At 72.8% G+C, this 17,031-nt stretch carries 19 protein-coding genes; 16 read left to right on the top strand and 3 right to left on the bottom strand.

Going from position 1 to position 17,031, the window contains the following annotated elements; all coding sequences use genetic code 11:
- The first annotated feature begins 15 nt into the window (after window positions 1-15).
- The 3 genes from OG738_RS37640 to OG738_RS37630 are packed head-to-tail and all read left to right on the top strand — an operon-like array spanning window position 16 to window position 2,194.
- Window positions 16-1,161 (top strand): glycosyltransferase family 4 protein, encoded by a 1,146-nt coding sequence (locus OG738_RS37640; protein ID WP_329056957.1) that lies wholly within the window; start codon window positions 16-18, stop codon window positions 1,159-1,161.
- Window positions 1,158-1,640, top strand: coding sequence for an NUDIX hydrolase (locus tag OG738_RS37635; protein ID WP_329048178.1), 483 nt, complete (start codon window positions 1,158-1,160; stop codon window positions 1,638-1,640). Before OG738_RS37640 ends, OG738_RS37635 begins: the two co-directional genes overlap by 4 nt.
- Window positions 1,641-1,687: 47 nt before the next feature.
- Complete coding sequence (locus OG738_RS37630) at window positions 1,688-2,194, top strand: XdhC family protein (protein ID WP_329048176.1); 507 nt, start codon at window positions 1,688-1,690, stop codon at window positions 2,192-2,194.
- Window positions 2,195-2,201: 7 nt separating this feature from the next.
- On the opposite strand, the gene OG738_RS37625 is transcribed toward OG738_RS37630, so the two are convergent.
- The gene (locus OG738_RS37625) at window positions 2,202-4,310 is read right to left on the bottom strand and encodes an elongation factor G-like protein EF-G2 (RefSeq protein ID WP_329048174.1); all 2,109 of its coding nucleotides are present in this window, start codon (window positions 4,308-4,310) and stop codon (window positions 2,202-2,204) included.
- A 129-nt stretch (window positions 4,311-4,439) separates the two neighbouring features.
- On the opposite strand from OG738_RS37625, the gene OG738_RS37620 reads away from it, so the two are divergent.
- The 3 genes from OG738_RS37620 to pdxS all read left to right on the top strand — a co-directional run bounded on the left by OG738_RS37620 (window position 4,440) and on the right by pdxS (window position 7,909).
- A complete protein-coding gene (locus OG738_RS37620) occupies window positions 4,440-5,882 on the top strand; it encodes an FAD-binding oxidoreductase (RefSeq protein WP_329048172.1) in 1,443 nt (480 codons plus the stop codon).
- A gap of 31 nt (window positions 5,883-5,913) precedes the next feature.
- Window positions 5,914-6,897 (top strand): ArsR/SmtB family transcription factor, encoded by a 984-nt coding sequence (locus OG738_RS37615; RefSeq protein ID WP_329048171.1) that lies wholly within the window; start codon window positions 5,914-5,916, stop codon window positions 6,895-6,897.
- A gap of 88 nt (window positions 6,898-6,985) precedes the next feature.
- A complete protein-coding gene (gene pdxS / locus OG738_RS37610; protein WP_329056955.1) occupies window positions 6,986-7,909 on the top strand; it encodes a pyridoxal 5'-phosphate synthase lyase subunit PdxS in 924 nt (307 codons plus the stop codon).
- 19 nt (window positions 7,910-7,928) lie between these two features.
- Here the strand turns inward: pdxS and OG738_RS37605 are convergent, their stop codons facing one another.
- Window positions 7,929-8,492 carry a helix-turn-helix domain-containing protein gene (locus OG738_RS37605; protein ID WP_329048170.1) on the bottom strand — a complete coding sequence of 188 codons (564 nt, stop codon included), beginning with the start codon at window positions 8,490-8,492 and terminating at the stop codon, window positions 7,929-7,931.
- 69 nt (window positions 8,493-8,561) lie between these two features.
- Between OG738_RS37605 and OG738_RS37600 the strand changes: the two genes are divergently transcribed.
- From OG738_RS37600 to OG738_RS37580, 5 genes are all read left to right on the top strand, one after another.
- The gene (locus tag OG738_RS37600; protein ID WP_329048168.1) at window positions 8,562-9,254 is read left to right on the top strand and encodes an AzlC family ABC transporter permease; all 693 of its coding nucleotides are present in this window, start codon (window positions 8,562-8,564) and stop codon (window positions 9,252-9,254) included.
- Window positions 9,254-9,574: an AzlD domain-containing protein gene (locus tag OG738_RS37595; protein WP_329048167.1), complete on the top strand. Its 321-nt coding sequence runs from the start codon at window positions 9,254-9,256 to the stop codon at window positions 9,572-9,574. Before OG738_RS37600 ends, OG738_RS37595 begins: the two co-directional genes overlap by 1 nt.
- A gap of 95 nt (window positions 9,575-9,669) precedes the next feature.
- A complete protein-coding gene (gene pdxT, locus OG738_RS37590) occupies window positions 9,670-10,290 on the top strand; it encodes a pyridoxal 5'-phosphate synthase glutaminase subunit PdxT (RefSeq protein WP_329048165.1) in 621 nt (206 codons plus the stop codon).
- Between the two features lie 41 nt (window positions 10,291-10,331).
- Window positions 10,332-11,087: a YebC/PmpR family DNA-binding transcriptional regulator gene (locus OG738_RS37585; protein WP_160696230.1), complete on the top strand. Its 756-nt coding sequence runs from the start codon at window positions 10,332-10,334 to the stop codon at window positions 11,085-11,087.
- Between the two features lie 86 nt (window positions 11,088-11,173).
- On the top strand, window positions 11,174-11,725 hold the full coding sequence (locus OG738_RS37580; protein WP_329048161.1) for a DUF4262 domain-containing protein: 552 nt from the start codon (window positions 11,174-11,176) through the stop codon (window positions 11,723-11,725).
- Here the strand turns inward: OG738_RS37580 and OG738_RS37575 are convergent.
- Window positions 11,722-12,162, bottom strand: a complete 441-nt coding sequence (locus OG738_RS37575; protein WP_329048160.1) for a cupin domain-containing protein — start codon at window positions 12,160-12,162, stop codon at window positions 11,722-11,724. The genes OG738_RS37580 and OG738_RS37575 overlap by 4 nt on opposite strands.
- Before the next feature lie 70 nt (window positions 12,163-12,232).
- On the opposite strand from OG738_RS37575, the gene ruvC reads away from it, so the two are divergent.
- The 5 genes from ruvC to secD all read left to right on the top strand — a co-directional run bounded on the left by ruvC (window position 12,233) and on the right by secD (window position 17,031).
- Window positions 12,233-12,817 (top strand): crossover junction endodeoxyribonuclease RuvC, encoded by a 585-nt coding sequence (ruvC, locus tag OG738_RS37570; RefSeq protein ID WP_329048159.1) that lies wholly within the window; start codon window positions 12,233-12,235, stop codon window positions 12,815-12,817.
- On the top strand, window positions 12,814-13,407 hold the full coding sequence (gene ruvA / locus OG738_RS37565) for a Holliday junction branch migration protein RuvA (RefSeq protein ID WP_329048158.1): 594 nt from the start codon (window positions 12,814-12,816) through the stop codon (window positions 13,405-13,407). Before ruvC ends, ruvA begins: the two co-directional genes overlap by 4 nt.
- A gap of 9 nt (window positions 13,408-13,416) precedes the next feature.
- Window positions 13,417-14,484, top strand: a complete 1,068-nt coding sequence (ruvB, locus tag OG738_RS37560; RefSeq protein WP_329048157.1) for a Holliday junction branch migration DNA helicase RuvB — start codon at window positions 13,417-13,419, stop codon at window positions 14,482-14,484.
- A gap of 120 nt (window positions 14,485-14,604) precedes the next feature.
- Window positions 14,605-15,000, top strand: a complete 396-nt coding sequence (gene yajC / locus OG738_RS37555; protein WP_329048156.1) for a preprotein translocase subunit YajC — start codon at window positions 14,605-14,607, stop codon at window positions 14,998-15,000.
- Window positions 15,001-15,219: 219 nt separating this feature from the next.
- Complete coding sequence (secD, locus tag OG738_RS37550; RefSeq protein ID WP_329048154.1) at window positions 15,220-17,031, top strand: protein translocase subunit SecD; 1,812 nt, start codon at window positions 15,220-15,222, stop codon at window positions 17,029-17,031.

The following is a 17,031-nucleotide window of genomic DNA, read 5'->3' as shown; positions in this document are numbered from 1 at the left end:
GTGGCTGCGCGTCCGATGCGGGTCGGGATCGTCTGTCCCTACAGCTTCGACGTGCCCGGTGGGGTCCAGGGGCACGTGATCGACCTGACGAAGGCGCTGCTCGCGCGCGGGCACCAGGTGTCCGTGCTCGCGCCCGCCGACGACGACGCCGACCTGCCGGAGTTCGTGCACCCGGCGGGCAAGGCACTCGGCATCCGGTACAACGGCTCGGTCGCCCGGCTGCAGTTCGGCCCGGTGTCCTACGCGCGGGTGCGCCGCTGGATCCGCGACGGCGACTTCGACGTCCTGCACCTGCACGAGCCGGCCGCGCCGAGCCTGTCGCTGCTGGCGCTGCTCATCGCGGACGGCCCGATCGTGGCGACGTTCCACACCGCGACCACGCGCTCGCGCACGCTGTCGGCGTTCCAGCCGGTGCTGCGGCCGCTGCTGGAGAAGATCACCGCGCGGATCGCGGTGTCCGCGCTGGCCCGCCGGGTGCAGGTGGAGCACGCGGGCGGCGACGCCGTGGAGATCCCCAACGGCGTCGACGTCGAGTTCTTCTCCTCGGCGACGCCGTTGCCGGGCTACCCGCGGGCGGGCGGCACGGTCGGGTTCGTCGGCCGGTTCGGCGAGCCGCGCAAGGGCATGGGCGTCCTGCTGGAGGCGCTGCGGCGGATCCTGCCCGAGTTCGAGGACCTGCGGCTCGTGGTGGTCGGCCGCGGTGACGAGGACCAGCTGCGCCGCGACGCCGGCCCCGAGCTGGCGCCGCACCTGGAGCTGCTCGGGCAGGCCGACGACGCCGTGAAGGCCCAGGCGCTGCGCAGCGTCGACGTCTACTGCGCGCCCAACACCGGCGGCGAGAGCTTCGGGATGATCCTCACCGAGGCGATGGCGGCCGGAACCCCGGTGCTGGCCAGCGGCCTCGACTCGTTCCGGCGGGTGCTCGACGACGGCCACGCCGGGATGCTCGTCGACACCGGCGACCCGGCGGCGCTGGCGGACGGGCTGCGCGAGCTGCTCGGCGACCCGGCACGTCGGGCGTCGCTGGCCGCGGCGGCGGGGGAGCGGGTGACGATGTTCGACTGGTCGGTGGTGGCCACGCAGGTGCTGCGCGTCTACGAGACGGCCGTGGCCGCCGACCCGCGGCGCGTCGCGGCGCCGGAGCGGGAGCCGGCCCGGTGAGCGTGCTCGGCTGGCTGCTGCCGGTGCTGGCGCTGGTCGTCGTGCTGGGCGGGCTCTTCCTGGTGGCGACGGCGAACCGGCTCGACCGGCTGCACGTCCGGATGGACGCGGGCTGGGCCGCCCTCGACGCGGCGCTGGCCCGCCGCGCGGTCGTGGCCCGCGCCGTCGCGGTCGTGCTGGGCGACACGGGCCTGCGAACGCTGGCCGAGCGCGCCGAAGCGGCCCCGCGAGCCGACCGCGAGGGCGAGGAAAACGAGCTGACGCTGCGGCTGAGCCGCGTCGACCGGGCGGCCCTGCCGGCCGAGCTGGCCGAGGAGCTGACCGACGCCGAGCACCGGGTGGTGATCGCCCGCCGCGTCCACAACGACGCCGTCCGCGACACGCTGCGGCTGCGACGGCGGCGGAAGGTGCGGTACTTCCGGCTCGCGGGCACCGCGCCGCTGCCGGAGTACTTCGAGTTCGCCGAGCCGGAGGTCTGACGCGTGGTGGGTGGGCGAACAGGGTGGTGGCTGACAGACTGGGCGGCATGAGCGAGACCTGCGACGTCGCCCACGGCAAAGCCGAGGCGGACCCCGGTGTGCGGACTCTGGTGGCGGTGTTCGCGTCGCCGGTTTCGCGGTACTTGCTGAAGTTCGCCCGTGACCTCGGCTACCACGTGGCGCTGTTCGAGCCGGACGCCGCGCGTGCCACCGACGTGCCGGACGGCATCGAGGCGGACACGACGCTGCCGCCGCTCGACGCGTCCGCGGACGTCGTCGTCACCGACCACCACCGGCCCGAACTGGGCGAGGTGCTGAAGGCCGCGCTCGGCGGGAACCCGCGCTGGATCGGGGTGCTGGGCAACCCGCGTCATCCGGGCCCGCACGTGGCCGCGCTGCGGGGCCTGGGCGTGACCGAGGACGACATCGCCCGGGTGCACCGGCCGGTCGGGCTGAACATCGGCTCGCGCACGCCGCCGGAGATCGCGATCGCGACCCTGGCGGGCCTGCTGGCCGACCGCAACGGCCGCCCGGGCGGCTTCGGCTTCTCATAGCATTCGGCTAGTGGACCGCCATCCCTTCCGGCATCGGCTCGAACCGCGCGTGGCGGCGGGTGAACGTCGCCGTCCCGGACGTCATCGAGCGCAGGTCGATCAGGTACCGCAGCAGCTCCGTCGCCGGGACCTCCGCGCGGATCACCGTCCGGCCGCCTTCGCCGGCTTCGGTGCCCAGCACCCGGCCCCGCCGGGAGGACAGGTCGCCGAGCACCGTGCCGAGGTGCTCGTCCGGCAGCCGGATCGCCACCTCCTCGAGGGGCTCGAGCATCGTGATGTGCCCGTTCGCCGCGGCCTCGCGCAGCGCGAGCGCGCCCGCCGTCTGGAACGCCGCGTCCGACGAGTCGACGCTGTGCGCCTTGCCGTCGACCAGCGTCACCTTGACGTCGACCACCGGGTGCCCGTCGGCCAGCCCGCGCGCCAGCTGGGCCCGCACGCCCTTCTCCACGCTGGGGATGAACTGGTGCGGCACCGACCCGCCGACGACCTTGTCGACGAACTGGAACCCGCCGCCCCGCGGCAGCGGCTCGACCTCGATGTCGCAGACCGCGAACTGGCCGTGCCCGCCGGACTGCTTGACGTGCCGGCCGTGTCCCTTGGCCGGCTTGCTGAACGTCGAGCGCAGGCTGATCTTCACCGGTTCGGTCTCGACGTCCGCGCCGCCCGCCCGCAGGCGCGAAAGCACGACGTCGGCGTGGGCCTCGCCCATGCACCACAGCACCAGCTGGTTCGTCTCGGCGTTGCGGTCCAGCCGCAGCGTCGGGTCGCCGGCGACCAGGCGGGAAAGGTTGCGCGCCAACGTGTCCTCGTCGCTGCGGGTCTTCGCGACCACCGCCACCGGCAGCAGCGGCTCCGGCATCGCCCACGGCTCCATCAGCAACGGCTCCTCCGGTGAGGACACCGTGTCGCCGGTCTCGGCCGAGCCGACCTTCGTCAGCGCGCAGAGGTCACCCGCGACGCAGTAGGGCACTTCCCGCAGGTTCGCGCCGAGCGGGGAGTAGAGGTGCGCGACGCGCTCGTCGGCGTCGTGGTCCTCGTGCCCGCGTTCGGCGAGCCCGTGCCCGGACACGTGCACCGGGCGCTCCGGCCGCAGCGTCCCGGAAAACACCCGGACGAGCGACACCCGGCCGACGTAGGAGTCGACGGCCGTCCGGACGACCTCCGCGGCGAGGGGGCCCGCGGGGTCGGCGGTGATGGCGGCGTGCGTCCCGCCGTCCGGCGTGGTGACGTCCGGGGGCCGGTGCTCGAGCGGGGAAGGGAACGCCCGGACGATCCCGTCGAGCACCTCGGCCAGGCCGATCCCGCTGGTCGCGCACACCGGGATCACCGGGTGGAACGTCCCGCGCGCGACGGCGGTTTCGAGGTCGGCGATCAGCGTCTCCTCGGCGATCTCCTCGCCGCCGAGGTAGCGCTCCATCAGGGACTCGTCCTCGCTCTCGGCGATGATCCCTTCGATCAGCTCGTTGCGGGCCTCGGACATCCGTTCCAGGTCGGCCGGGTCGGGCTCGCCGACCCGGGGCGGGTGCCCGCCGGAGTAGTCGAAGTACCGCTGGGTGATCAGCCCGACCAGGCCGTCGCCCGCGGGCAGGTACAGCGGCAGCACGCCGGCGCCGAACGCGGCCTGGCAGGCGGCGATCTCGGCCATCGCGTCGGCGCGGTGGTGGTCGAGCCGGGAGACGACGACCGCGCGCGGCATCCCGACCGCGGCGCACTCCTCCCACACCGCGACCGTCGCCGCGTCGACGCCTTCGGCGGCGCAGACGACGAACAGCGCCGCGTCGGCGGCACGCAGCCCGGCCCGCAGCTCCCCGACGAAGTCGGCGTACCCGGGCGTGTCGATCAGGTTGATCTTGTGGCCCTGGTGCAGCACCGGCGCCACCGAGAGGCCGACCGAACGCTGCTGGCGGACCGCCGCGGGGTCGTGGTCGCACACCGTCGTCCCCTCCACGACCGAGCCCGCGCGCGGGACGGTGCCGGACGCCGCGAGGAGGGCCTCCGTGAGGGTCGTCTTCCCCGAGCCGGACGGGCCGACGAGCACGACGTTGCGGACCTTCGCGGGGTCGTCCACAGCGACGGCGGCCCCGGTGTCGGCGTTCTTGGCTTGCTTGTCTGCCATGACGACTCCTCGGCGAACGGGTGGTGTACGGGATGTGTCCTCGATCACACACCCGCTACCCTGGTCACGGCAAGGCAGGGCTCCCCGGACCAGCCGAATGCCCGGGGGGACGCGGGGCGGGGGAGTGGCATGGACAGGCGGACGTTCTTGCGGATCTCCGGGGCGGTGCCGGTGGCGGGCCTGGCCGGGGCGCCGCCGCCGGACGACTGGGAACGGCTCCGGAAGCGGCTCGCCGGGCCGTTGTTCCGGCCGGGGGACCCGGGTTACCCGGAAGCCAAGCAGGGTTTCTTCACGATGTACGACGACCGGCTGCCGGCCACCGTCATCGCCGCCGCGCGGGTCGAGGACGTCCAGGCGGCCGTGGCCTTCGCGGCCCGGCACGGGCTGCCGGTGGCCGCCCGCAGCGGCGGGCACAGCTACCCCGGCTACTCCACTGTGGACGGCGGGATCGTCGTGGACCTCAGCCGGTTTTCGGGGATCGAGCCGCGCCCGGACGGCCGGGTGGTGATCGGCGCGGGCGCCCGGCTCGGCCCGATCGCGACCACGCTCGCCGCGGCCGGCCGGGTGCTGCCGGCGGGCAGCTGCGCCACGGTCGGCATCGCCGGGCTCGCCCTCGGCGGCGGGGTCGGCGTCCTCGACCGCGAACACGGGCTGACGTGCGACCACCTCGAGGCGGCCCGGGTCGTCACGGCCGACGGGCGGGTAGGCACGGTCTCGGCCGCCTCGGAGCCCGACCTGTTCTGGGCGCTGCGGGGCGGGGGCGGCGGGAACTTCGGGATCGTCACCGGCTTCACCTTCCGGACGGTGCCCGTCGCCGACGTCGCCACCTTCACCCTCAAGTTTCCGCCGGCCGCGGCGGCCGCGCTGCTCGCCGCCTGGCAGGCGTGGCAGCCGGCGGCGCCGGACGAGCTGTGGTCGGGGATGGGGCTGGCCTGGAACGAAGCTTCGCTCGGCGGCACGTTCCTCGGGCCGCGGGCCCGGATGCACGCGCTGCTCGAAGACCTCGTCCGCCGCGTCGGCACCGCGCCGACCGAGTGGACGGAAGACGTCCAGGACCACCTGGGCGCCATGCGGTCGTTCGACGACCAGGAGTCCCGGCCGTCGGCGGCCGCGGACCGCGGCACGTACATCGGCACGTCGCGGATGCTGACCCGGCCGCTCGCCGACCCGGGCGCGGTCGTCGAGGTGCTCACCCGGGACCCGGGCGTCCGCACGATCGTCGACGCGGGTGGGGGCGCCATCGCGCGCGTCGGCGTCCGCGAGACCGCGTTCCCGCACCGGACGGCGCTGGCCAACCTCCAGTTCCTGCACGGCGCGGCGCCGGAAGACGGCGGTGAGGCCGGTGCGCGGCGCTCGCTGGCCGCCGTGCGCGACGGGCTCGGGCCGGAGTTCGGCACCACCGGCTACGTCAACTACCTCGACCCGGAGATGCCGGACTGGCCCGAGGCGTACTACGGGGTGAACGTGGCGCGACTGCGCGCCGTCGCCCGGAAGTATGACCCGCGAGGAATTTTCGCCTTCCCGCAAGGACTTTCGGTGCCCCACTCGACTGTCCACTTGGGAGAGACGTAGACTGCGCGGAATTTCGGCAGAGAGGCAGCGCGTGCTGGACCTGGCATTCTCCACAGAGGACCTGGCACACACCCGGTTCGCGTTCTCCCCGGCGTGGGAGATCGTGGCGAGCGTCCGCGTCCTGAACCAGCCGGGAGAGCACGCCCTGCACCTGCCGTGGGTCAAGCGCGCCACCGCGGCGCTCGACGGCGCCGGGCTCGACATCTCCCTGCTGCGCGACCTCGTCCCGCTGCGGCACCTGCCGGGCTTCCTGGCCGGTACGCCGTCGACGCCGTTGCCCGACCTCGCCGACGAGCTCGCCGACCTGCGTGACGTGCCCGCGCGCGTCGTCCGGCGCGAGCTGGACGCGATGGCCGGCCCGCGCACACCCGCGCTGAACCGCTTCCACCGCGACCCCGAGGCCGGTCTCGAGCGGCTCGCGGCGCTGATGGAGCAGTACTGGGAGCTGGTGCTCGCCCACGACTGGCCGCGGATCCGCGCGCTGCTCGAGGCCGACGTGCTGCACCGGTCGCGGCTGCTGGCCCAGGGCGGCGCGGCCGAGCTGTTCAACGACCTCACGCCGCTGGTCCGGTGGCAGGGCGGCACGCTCACGGTCGCGCACCGGCACCTGCACGCGGCCGTCCCGCTCGACGGGCGCGGCCTGGTGCTGGTGCCCTCGGCGTTCGTCTGGCCGCGGGTGTTCTCCAAGACCGACCCGCGGTGGCAGCCGGTGCTGCGCTACCCGCCGCGCGGAATCGCCACGCTCTGGGAGACCGGGAGCGCCACGGCACCCGGCGCGCTGGCCGCCGTCGTGGGCCGCGGCCGCGCCATGCTGCTGACCGAGCTGACCGCGCCGGCGTCCACCGCCGAGCTCGCCCGCCGGACCGGGCTCAGCGCCGGGGCGGTGTCGCAGCACCTCGGCGTCCTCAAGGCCGCGGGCCTGGTCAGCGGGCATCGTGCCGGACGTCACGTCCTCTACGCACGCACCCGGAGCGCGGAAGCCCTGGTCGCGGGGGTGCCGGAAGTGGACTCCTGAGATAGCCGCGTACTGGCCTGCCTGAAGGGTCCACCACGGACCTACCCTCGGATGCGTACCCCCCGATTTCGTGTCGAAAGGCCTCGTCGTGTCCGAGCAGCAGACCACCGCCACCAGTGGCACCGTCCAGTCCGTCACCGGCACCGCCAAGGTGAAGCGCGGCATGGCCGAGATGCTCAAGGGCGGCGTGATCATGGACGTGGTCACCGCCGAGCAGGCCAAGATCGCCGAAGACGCCGGCGCGGTCGCGGTGATGGCGCTGGAGCGCGTGCCCGCCGACATCCGCGCCCAGGGCGGCGTCGCGCGGATGAGCGACCCCGACCTGATCGACGGCATCATCGAGGCCGTCTCGATCCCGGTGATGGCGAAGGCCCGGATCGGCCACTTCGTCGAGGCGCAGGTCCTGCAGTCCCTCGGCGTGGACTACGTCGACGAGTCCGAGGTGCTGACCCCGGCCGACTACGCCAACCACATCGACAAGTGGGCGTTCACGGTGCCCTTCGTCTGCGGCGCGACCAACCTCGGCGAGGCGCTGCGCCGGATCACCGAGGGTGCGGCGATGATCCGCTCCAAGGGCGAGGCCGGCACCGGCGACGTCTCCAACGCCACCACGCACATGCGTCGGATCCGCGGCGAGATCCGCAAGCTGACCTCGCTGCCGGAGGACGAGCTGTACGTCGCGGCCAAGGAGCTGCAGGCGCCGTACGAGCTGGTCAAGGAGGTCGCGGCCAACGGCAAGCTCCCGGTGGTGCTGTTCACCGCGGGCGGCATCGCCACCCCGGCCGACGCGGCGATGATGATGCAGCTCGGCGCCGAGGGCGTGTTCGTCGGCTCCGGCATCTTCAAGTCCGGCAACCCGGCCCAGCGCGCCGAAGCGATCGTCAAGGCTACGACCTTCTACGACGACCCGGACGTGCTCGCGAAGATCTCGCGCGGCCTGGGCGAGGCCATGGTCGGCATCAACGTCGAGGAGCTCCCGGAGCCGCACCGCCTCGCCGAGCGCGGCTGGTGACGTCGCGCCTGATGATGTCTCAGATGTACTCGGAGATCTCGACGCCGTAAGTACCCGGCTCGAGGGCTTCGAAGATGTGCGGGACGTCGCCCGGGTAGGAGATGTAGTCGCCGGGGTTCAGCTCCTCCGGCGCCTCCAGCACGCCCACCCGGGCGCGTCCCGCGCACAGCACGATGTGCTCCATCACGCCGGTCATGTGCGGGTCGGACCGCCGCGGCGTCCCGGGTTCCGCCCGGATGAGGTACATGTCCCGGCGTGCGGACGGGGGACACGCCGACAGCAGCGTGCACGCGTAGTCGGCGTGCTCGGCGAACACCGTCGGGCCCTTGCCGGCGCGGATGACGCGGACCTTTGGCCGATCCGGCTCGACGAGCCGGGAGAACGGCACGTCGAGCGCGACGCCGAGCGCCCACAGCGTCTCGACGCTGGGGTTGCCGGTGCCGGACTCGAGCTGGGACAGCGTCGACTTGGCCAGGCCGGCGCGGCGCGCGACCTCGGTCAGGGACAAGCCCGCGCGGGTGCGTTCCCGGCGCAGGGACGCCGCGATGATCTCCAGCGGCGCGCCGGTGGTTTCCTGCGACATTGCTGTTCGCTCCATCGGTCGTTCTGTTCGCCTTGACGAACACGGGTGCCTGTGTTCACCATAGAACACATGCGTTCGATATGGCGAACACTCGATCGGGGCCTCGCCCGTGACATCGGCCTGGTCTGCTTGGCCGATTGTCTCGTGGGGGTGTCCTACGGCGCCATCGCGGTGAGCTCCGGCTTCCCCCTGTGGCTGCCGATGCTGATGTCGCTGCTGGTCTTCGCCGGCGCGTCGCAGTTCATGTTCGTCGGGATCGTGGCCGCGGGCGGCAACCCGTTCGCCGCGGTGCTGGCCGGGCTGCTGGCCAACGCGCGGCACCTGCCGTTCGGCTTCGCGGTCGGCGACGTCCTGGGCAAGCGGTGGGCCGCCCGGCTGGCCGGCAGTCACCTGATGATCGACGAGTCGGTGGCGTTCGCGCTGGCCCAGCGGGAAGCGCACCGGCGTCGCGCGGCGTACTGGGCGTGCGGGATCGGCCTGTTCGCCTGCTGGAACCTCGGGGTCGTCGCGGGCGCGTTCGCCGGGGCGGTCATCAAGGACACCGACGTGTTCGGCCTGGACGCGGCGTTCCCGGCGGTGCTGCTGGCCCTGGTGCTGCCGTCGCTGCGCGACCGCTCGGCCCGGCTGCCGGTGCTCGCCGGGGTGGTGGTCGCGCTGGCCGCGACGCCGTTCCTGCCCGCGGGGCTGCCGGTGCTGCTGGCGCTGGCGGGCGTCGTGGTGGGCGTCGCGGCGAAGGAACCGGAACCGCAGGAGGTGCGCTGATGGACGGGGTGGAGCTGCTGGTCGGCACGGTGGTGCTGGCGCTGGGGACGTTCGCGTTCCGCTTCGCCGGGCCGGTGCTGCGCAGCCGGGTGAGGCTGTCACCACGAGCGGAACGGCTGATGGCGCTGGCGGCGGTGGTCCTGCTGGCCGCGCTGGTGGCGGTGAGCGCGCTGACCGAGGGACACGGGTTCGCCGGCTTCGCCCGGCCGGCGGGGGTGCTGGTCGCCGGCGTGCTGGCGTGGCGGAAGGCGCCGTTCGCGCTGGTGGTGGTGGCTGCCGCGGCCACGGCGGCGCTGCTGCGGCTGGCCGGGGTGCCCTGACCGGCCCGCGTGAGCGGCGCCGGACCCGGCTGACCTGCCGGGAAGCGGCCGGGGCAAGGCGTCTAGGCTGGTGGGAAGGTCTTTCGGGAGGTCGGGTGTCGTCGGAGCCAGTCGTCGGGGTGCTCGCCATGCAGGGTGCCGTGCGGGAGCACGTCGCCCTGCTGGAAGAAGCGGGCGCGCGGGCCGTCCCGGTGCGCCGCGCCGGCGAACTGTCCGAAGTGGACGGTCTGGTGCTGCCCGGTGGCGAGTCGACCACCATGTCGCGGCTGCTCGAGACGTTCGAGCTGCTCGAACCGCTGCGCGCGCGGATCGCCGGCGGCCTGCCCGCGTTCGGCTCGTGCGCCGGGATGATCCTGCTGGCCCGGCAGACCCTCGACGGGCGGCCGGACCAGCAGCAGCTCGGCGGGCTCGACGTCGTCGTGCGGCGCAACGCGTTCGGCAGGCAGGTCGACTCCTTCGAGGCCGACCTCGACTTCGCCGAGGTGGACGGCGGGCCGGTGCGCGCCGTCTTCATCCGGGCCCCGTGGGTCGAGAAGGCCGGCGACGGCGTCGAGGTGCTGGCCACCGTCAGCGGCGTGCCCGGCGTGGGAGACGAGACCGCTAGGATCGTCGCGGTCCGGCAAGGGGCGGTGCTGGCGACCGCGTTCCACCCGGAGCTGACGCCCGACGTGCGGGTGCACCGGCTGTTCGTAGACCTCGTGCGAGAGGCTGCCTGAGACGCGGTGCCCGGCCGGGGTACGGAACAGATGGAGGAGAGATGAGCGGCCACTCCAAGTGGGCCACCACGAAGCACAAGAAGGCCAACCTCGACGCGAAGCGCGGCAAGCTCTTCGCGCGGTTGATCAAGAACATCGAGGTGGCCGCGCGGACCGGCACCGGTGGTGGCGACCCGGACGGCAACCCCACGCTCTACGACGCCATCCAGAAGGCGAAGAAGAACTCGGTCCCGCAGGACAACATCGAGCGCGCCCGCAAGCGCGGCGCCGGCGAAGAGGCCGGCGGCGCCGACTGGCAGAACATCACGTACGAGGGCTACGGCCCCAACGGCGTGGCGGTGCTGATCGAGTGCCTGACCGACAACAAGAACCGCGCCGCGATGGAGGTCCGCACCGCGCTCACGCGCAACAACGGCTCCCTCGCCGACCCGGGCTCGGTCGCCTACATGTTCACCCGCAAGGGTGTCGTGATCATGCCGAAGGGCGACGCGACGGAGGACGACGTCCTGATGGCGGTCCTCGACGCGGGCGCCGAAGAGGTCAACGACCTCGACGAGAGCTTCGAGATCGTCTCGGAGGGCGGCGACCTGGTCCCGGTGCGCAAGGCACTGCAGGAAGCCGGCTTCGAGTACGAGTCGGCGGAGCTGACGTTCCTGCCGTCGGTCAGCGTTCCCCTGGACGCGGACGGCGCGAAGAAGGTCTTCAAGCTGATCGACGCCCTCGAAGACTGCGACGACGTCCAGAACGTGTACGCGAACTTCGATGTTTCGGACGAGGTGCTCGCCGAAGTCGGCTGAGTTTTCCCTTGCCCCGCAAGGCATCCGGGCCCGGGTCGGAAACTTTCCGGCCCGGGCCCTGGGCTCTCGGCGGCACGTCAGGCAGAATGTGCGCCGTGACCTCGACGACCCCCGCCGCCTCCGCCGACCTCGCCGCCGAGCTGACCGAAGAGCAGCAGCGCCTGATCGAATGGATCGAGACGCAGGCGAAGGAACGCGGCAACGCCGTCATCACGGTGGCCGCCGACGACGAGGGCGCCGGCTACTGCTTCACCGCCTGCGCGTGGGCGCTGCACCACGTCCCCGAGGCGGTCGTGGTCGGGCTGCCCGACCAGATGGGCCAGGTGCTGCTCGACGCGTACGTCGACCGCGCGGCCAACGGCGAGATCTTCGAGGTCGGCACGCGCTACGACGACTTCTTCGAGGGCGTCCCGGTCGTCCTCGAGCGCGTCAACAAGGGGCACTACCCCGAGTACTTCGGCACCGCGTTCCTCATCTACCCGGACGGCGACTTCCCGGCGCTGCAGCTGATCGTCGCGACGCCGGAGGGCAAGTTCCCGTGGCACCCGGACGCGCCCGAGGGCTTCGCGCAGTGGCAGCCGGTGCTGACCGACAGCGGTGACCCGGAGAGCTGGACCCCCGGCGTCGACGGCCCCTAGAACTTCCGCAGGTCGGCGGCCGCTTCCGGATACCGTGAGGCGAGTTCCGCCACCGAAGCGAACTCCACGCAGTCGTCGGTGTAGGGCGGCACCACGACCGTGCCCAGCAGACTCCACGATCCGCGCGTGACCGTCGCCTGCCAGGTCCCGGCGGGCACGACGACCTGTGGCCGCTGCCCGGCGGCGACGTCCGTGCTCAGCACGGGCCGCTCGACCGAGCCGTCCGGGTGCAGCAGCAGCATCGCCGCGGGCGCGCCGGCGTGGTGGGCGTAGACCTCGACCCGGTCCAGCCGGTGCGGCGCGGAGGACTCGGGCGCGACGAGCAGGTAGTAGATCGCGGACCCGGCCTCGGAGCGCCAGCTCTGCGCCCACCGCCCGCCCTCGACCGGCAGGGGCTCAAGACCCAGGTGGGTGACGAAATCCGACGGCTCCGGCATGTCACCCATCCTGCCGCAGGCGCGCCCAGTAGCCTGCTCGAACTGGTGTTCGCGGCGGAAGGAAGAACGGGTGCGCGTGCTCGGGGTCGACCCCGGTCTGACCAGGTGCGGCCTGGGCGTGGTCGACGGCGGCCAGGGCCGGGCCGTCCGCTGCGTCGCCGTCGACGTCGTGCGGACACCGGCCGACGCCGACCTGGCGCACCGGCTGCTCGGCATCTCCGACGAGGTCGAGCGGTGGATGGACAAGTACAAGCCGGCGGCCGTGGCCGTCGAGCGCGTCTTCGCCCAGCACAACGTCCGGACCGCGATGGGCACCGCGCAGGCGGGCGGCGTGGTCGCGCTGGCCGCCGCGCGCCGCGGCCTGCCCGTCGTCTTCCACACGCCGAGCGAGGTGAAGGCCGCGGTCAGCGGGTCGGGCCGGGCGGACAAGGCGCAGGTCACGGCCATGGTGATGCGCCTGCTCAACCTCGAGGTCGCGCCCAAGCCCGCCGACGCCGCGGACGCTCTCGCCCTGGCCATCTGCCACCTCTGGCGCGAGCCGATGCGAGCCCGGCTCGCCGAAGCCGAGGCTCGCGCCGCCGAAATGGCCCGCACGCACAAGGCCCGCCTCGCGGCGGCGGCCAAACAAGCCAAGAACCCTGGAGCAGCACGATGATCTCGTCGGTACGCGGAGAAGTCCTGTCGGTCGGCCTGGACCACGTCGTGGTCGAGGTCGGCGGGGTCGGCTTCGCCGTGCAGGCCACCCCGGCGACGCTGGCCACCCTCCGCCGCGGCGAAGAGGCCCGGCTGCACACCGCGCTGGTCGTCCGCGAGGACTCGCTGACGTTGTTCGGCTTCGCCGACGCCGACGCGCGCGAGCTGTTCGGGCTGCTGCAGACCGTGTCCGGGATCGGGCCGCGGCTCGCGCTGGCCACCCTCGCCGTGCTCGACCCCGGCAAGCTGCGCGCCGCGCTGGTCGAAGGCAACATCACCGTGCTCACCTCGGTGCCCGGCATCGGCCGCAAGGGCGCCGAACGGCTCACTCTCGAACTGCGCGACAAGGTCACGGCGCTCGGCTCCGGGGACGCGCCCGCGGTCACCGCGCCCGGCGCCCTGCGCGCGGAGGTCGTCGAGGCGCTGGCCGGCCTCGGGTTCCCGGCCAAGCAGGCCGAGCTGGCGGTCGACAAGGTCCTCGCCGATGGTGACGGCCACACGACGGCGAGCGTGCTGCGCGCCGCGCTGGCCACCCTCGGCCGGAAGCGGTAGGACACGGCCGTGGAGTATGAAGCGGTGGACGAGGACGAAGCCCTCTCGGCGTGGGCGCAGACCGGTGAGGAGAACGTCGAAGGCACGCTGCGGCCCCGCAAGCTCGACGAGTTCGTCGGCCAGCCGCGCGTGCGCGAGCAGCTGGAGCTGGTGCTGGAGAGCGCGCGCCGCCGCGGCGTGCCGCCCGACCACGTCCTGCTGTCCGGGCCGCCCGGGCTGGGCAAGACGTCGATGGCGATGATCGTCGCGGCCGAGCTGGGCGCGGCCATCCGGATCACTTCCGGCCCGGCGCTGGAACGGGCGGGCGACCTCGCCGCGATGCTGTCCAACCTCGCGGCCGGCGACGTCCTGTTCATCGACGAGATCCACCGGATCGCCCGCCCCGCCGAGGAGATGCTCTACCTCGCGATGGAGGACTTCCGGGTCGACGTCGTCGTCGGCAAGGGGCCGGGCGCCACCAGCATTCCGCTGGAGATCGCGCCGTTCACGCTGGTCGGGGCGACCACGCGCTCGGGCTCGCTGACCGGCCCGCTGCGCGACCGGTTCGGCTTCACCGGCCAGATGGAGTTCTACACCGACGCCGAGCTGGAGCTGGTCGTCCGCCGCGCGGCGACGATCCTCGACATCCCGATCGACCGCGACGGCTGCCAGGAGATCGCCGGCCGCTCGCGCGGCACGCCCCGGATCGCGAACCGGCTGCTGCGGCGCGTCCGCGACTACGCGGAGGTCCGCGCCGACGGCAAGGTGACCCTGGCGGTCGCCCGGGCCGCGCTGGCCGTCTACGACGTCGACGAGCTGGGTCTCGACCGGCTCGACCGGGCCGTGCTCACCGCGCTGACCAGGTCGTTCGGCGGCGGACCGGTCGGGATCTCGACGCTGGCGGTGGCCGTGGGGGAGGAGGCGACCACGGTCGAAGAGGTGTGCGAGCCCTACCTGGTGCGCGCCGGTATGCTCGCCCGCACCCCGCGGGGCCGGGTCGCCACCGCGGCCGCGTGGGAACACCTCGGCATGGTGCCGCCCGCGGACCTCCCGGGGCGCCCGGACCAGGGCGGGCCGTCGCTGTTCGAGCAGGACTGAACGGCCCGAACCGGCGGGTGGGTGCTGGCGTCCGCGCTGGTACCTGGCACACTTGACCGGAGCACATACCCAAGAACCGGACATTTCGGCATGGTGCCGGTGTCCGTCGAACGGAGAATCATGCAAAGTCTATTGCTGCCCCTGCTCCTCGTGCTCGTCCTCGCCGTGCCGCTGGTGATGAGCACGCGCAAGCAGAAGAAGCAGCAGGCGGCGCAGCAGGACCTGCAGAGCAGCCTGGCGCCCGGTGACCGCGTGATGACCACGTCGGGTCTCTACGGCACCGTCGCCGACACTTCGGGCGACAACACGATCGACATCGAGATCGCGCCCGGCGTCGTCACCACCTGGCTGCGCCTGGCGGTCCGCGAGAAGGTCGAGCCGGTCGTCGAGACCGACGAGGCCGCCGCCGACGAGGTGGAGGCGCCCGCCGAGGAGACGATCACCGAGCCGGTCGTCAAGGACGAGCCGCAGACCACCGCGCAGGTGGCGCCGCCGCTGGAGCACGGCAAGAAGTAACCCGCGGTCCCGCCCCGGGCACGCCGCGAAAAGGCACGACGAAAGTCGGTGTGGCCTGCAACGCCGGGCTCACGCAGCACCGAGTAGTGTCTCGGTGCTGCGTGCGTGTCCGCCGTCATACCCGTGCCCGGGAGTGAATCGCACACAGTCCCTCCCGGTAACCCTCCGGGCGGGCACCAAAACGTTGGGGTCCACCCCGTCCGAGGAGACCGAAGCACTGTGGCAGCTTCAGCCGGGCATCTCCGCCCGGGACGCTATCTCGCCCTGTTCGCCCTGATCGTGGTTGTGCTGTACGCGCTGGTGTTCCTCACCGGCAACCACAAGCCGACCCCGAAGCTGGGCATCGACCTGCAGGGCGGCACCCGGGTCACGCTCACCGCCCGCACCCCCGACGGCGGCCAGCCGACCCGGGAGTCCCTCAACCAGGCGCGCCAGATCATCGAAAAGCGCGTCAACGGGATCGGCGTCAGCGGTACCGAGGTCCTTCTCGACGGCAACAACGTCGTCATCACCGTCCCCGGCGAGCAGGGCGACCAGGCGAAGAACCTGGGCAAGACCGCGAAGCTGGGCTTCCGGAAGGTCGTCGCCAACGCGACGCAGCCGGTCGTGCCGCCGCAGACCACCACCCCGCCGCCCGCCACGGGCACGCCGACCTCGGGTGCCCCGAGCAGCTCGGGGCCGCCGTCCTCCGGCGCGCCGAAGGCCGGCTCCAGCGCCCCGCCGACGAGCCCGGCCGCCGGTGGTGGCGGTGCCGCGGGCGCGCCGGCCCAGCAGCAGAGCACCACCCCGGCCCCGCCGAGCTCCAGCACCACGAAGCCGCCCACGACGAGCCAGTCCCCGGCCGCTCCGGCGCCGTCGGACGGCTCGGTGGACGCGCAGACGGCCAAGGAGATCCAGGCCGCGAAGGCGATCCGCCAGAACCCGCAGCTGATCGGCGCGGACGGCACCGCCAACCAGGACCTCGTCACGCAGGCGATGGCGTCGCTGAGCTGCGGGCCCAACGCCAAGGACCCGCTCGAGGGCAACGACGACCCGAAGCTGCCGCTGGTCGCCTGCGGTGACCACGACACGTACAAGTACCTGCTGGATCCGGAGTTCCTGCCGGGCACCGAGATCTCGGACGCGAACGCGACCTACAACACGCAGAACGGCCAGTGGGTGGTGAACCTCAGCTTCAAGAGCGAGGGCACCAAGATCTGGGCGGACTTCACGTCGAAGAACGTCAACCAGCAGGCCGCCTTCGTCCTCGACACGCAGGTCGTGTCGGCGCCGAACATCCAGGTCGCCATCCTGGACGGCAACACGCAGATCACCGGCAAGTTCACCCAGGCCGAGGCGAAGGGCCTGTCGGACATCCTCAAGTACGGCTCGCTGCCGCTGTCGTTCGCGTCCTCGGACGCGACCACGGTGTCGGCGACCCTCGGCCTGGCCTCGCTGCAGGCCGGCCTCATCGCCGGCGGCATCGGACTGCTGGTGGTGTTCATTTACTGCCTGTTCTACTACCGGCTGCTCGGCGTCCTCACGATCTTGTCGCTGGCGCTGTCCGGCACTCTGATCTTCGCGGTGCTCGTGCTGCTCGGCCGCTGGATCGGCTACACGCTGGACCTCGCGGGCATCGCCGGCCTGATCATCGCCATCGGCATCACGGCGGACTCGTTCGTCATCTACTTCGAACGGCTGAAAGACGAGATCCGGGAGGGCCGGACGTTCCGGTCCGCGGTGCCCCGCGGCTGGGTCCGCGCCCGGCGCACCATCCTGGCCTCGGACGGCGTGAGCTTCCTGGCCGCGGCGATCCTGTACGTCATCGCGGTCGGCGACGTGCAGGGCTTCGCGTTCACCCTCGGCATGTCCACCGTGCTCGACCTGGTGGTCGTGTACCTGGTGACGCACCCGCTGGTGGCCATGGTGTCCACGTCCAAGTCGCCGTTCCTGTCCAATCCGAGGCACCTGGGCCTCGGCGCCGTGCAGCAAGTGGGTTCGCAGCGTAAGAATTCGACCTCGGTCGGCCGCGCGAACGTGAAGGAGGCCTGA

This window comes from Amycolatopsis sp. NBC_01488 (genome assembly GCF_036227105.1).
Taxonomy (GTDB): domain Bacteria; phylum Actinomycetota; class Actinomycetes; order Mycobacteriales; family Pseudonocardiaceae; genus Amycolatopsis.
The sequence above is the reverse complement of the archived record's forward strand: the minus strand, read 5'-3'. Positions and strand labels throughout refer to the sequence as shown.

Bases quoted from the DNA above. Each gene is read 5' to 3' on its own strand.
- OG738_RS37640 (WP_329056957.1), top strand. From the start codon at position 16: ATGCGGGTCGGGATCGTCTGTCCCTACAGCTTCGACGTGCCCGGTGGG.
- OG738_RS37630 (WP_329048176.1), top strand. From the start codon at position 1,688: ATGAGCGAGACCTGCGACGTCGCCCACGGCAAAGCCGAGGCGGACCCC.
- OG738_RS37625 (WP_329048174.1), bottom strand. From the start codon at position 4,310: ATGGCAGACAAGCAAGCCAAGAACGCCGACACCGGGGCCGCCGTCGCT.
- OG738_RS37620 (WP_329048172.1), top strand. From the start codon at position 4,440: ATGGACAGGCGGACGTTCTTGCGGATCTCCGGGGCGGTGCCGGTGGCG.
- OG738_RS37605 (WP_329048170.1), bottom strand. From the start codon at position 8,492: ATGTCGCAGGAAACCACCGGCGCGCCGCTGGAGATCATCGCGGCGTCC.
- OG738_RS37600 (WP_329048168.1), top strand. From the start codon at position 8,562: ATGCGTTCGATATGGCGAACACTCGATCGGGGCCTCGCCCGTGACATC.
- OG738_RS37595 (WP_329048167.1), top strand. From the start codon at position 9,254: ATGGACGGGGTGGAGCTGCTGGTCGGCACGGTGGTGCTGGCGCTGGGG.
- OG738_RS37585 (WP_160696230.1), top strand. From the start codon at position 10,332: ATGAGCGGCCACTCCAAGTGGGCCACCACGAAGCACAAGAAGGCCAAC.
- OG738_RS37580 (WP_329048161.1), top strand. From the start codon at position 11,174: ATGTGCGCCGTGACCTCGACGACCCCCGCCGCCTCCGCCGACCTCGCC.
- OG738_RS37575 (WP_329048160.1), bottom strand. From the start codon at position 12,162: ATGCCGGAGCCGTCGGATTTCGTCACCCACCTGGGTCTTGAGCCCCTG.
- ruvA (WP_329048158.1), top strand. From the start codon at position 12,814: ATGATCTCGTCGGTACGCGGAGAAGTCCTGTCGGTCGGCCTGGACCAC.
- yajC (WP_329048156.1), top strand. From the start codon at position 14,605: ATGCAAAGTCTATTGCTGCCCCTGCTCCTCGTGCTCGTCCTCGCCGTG.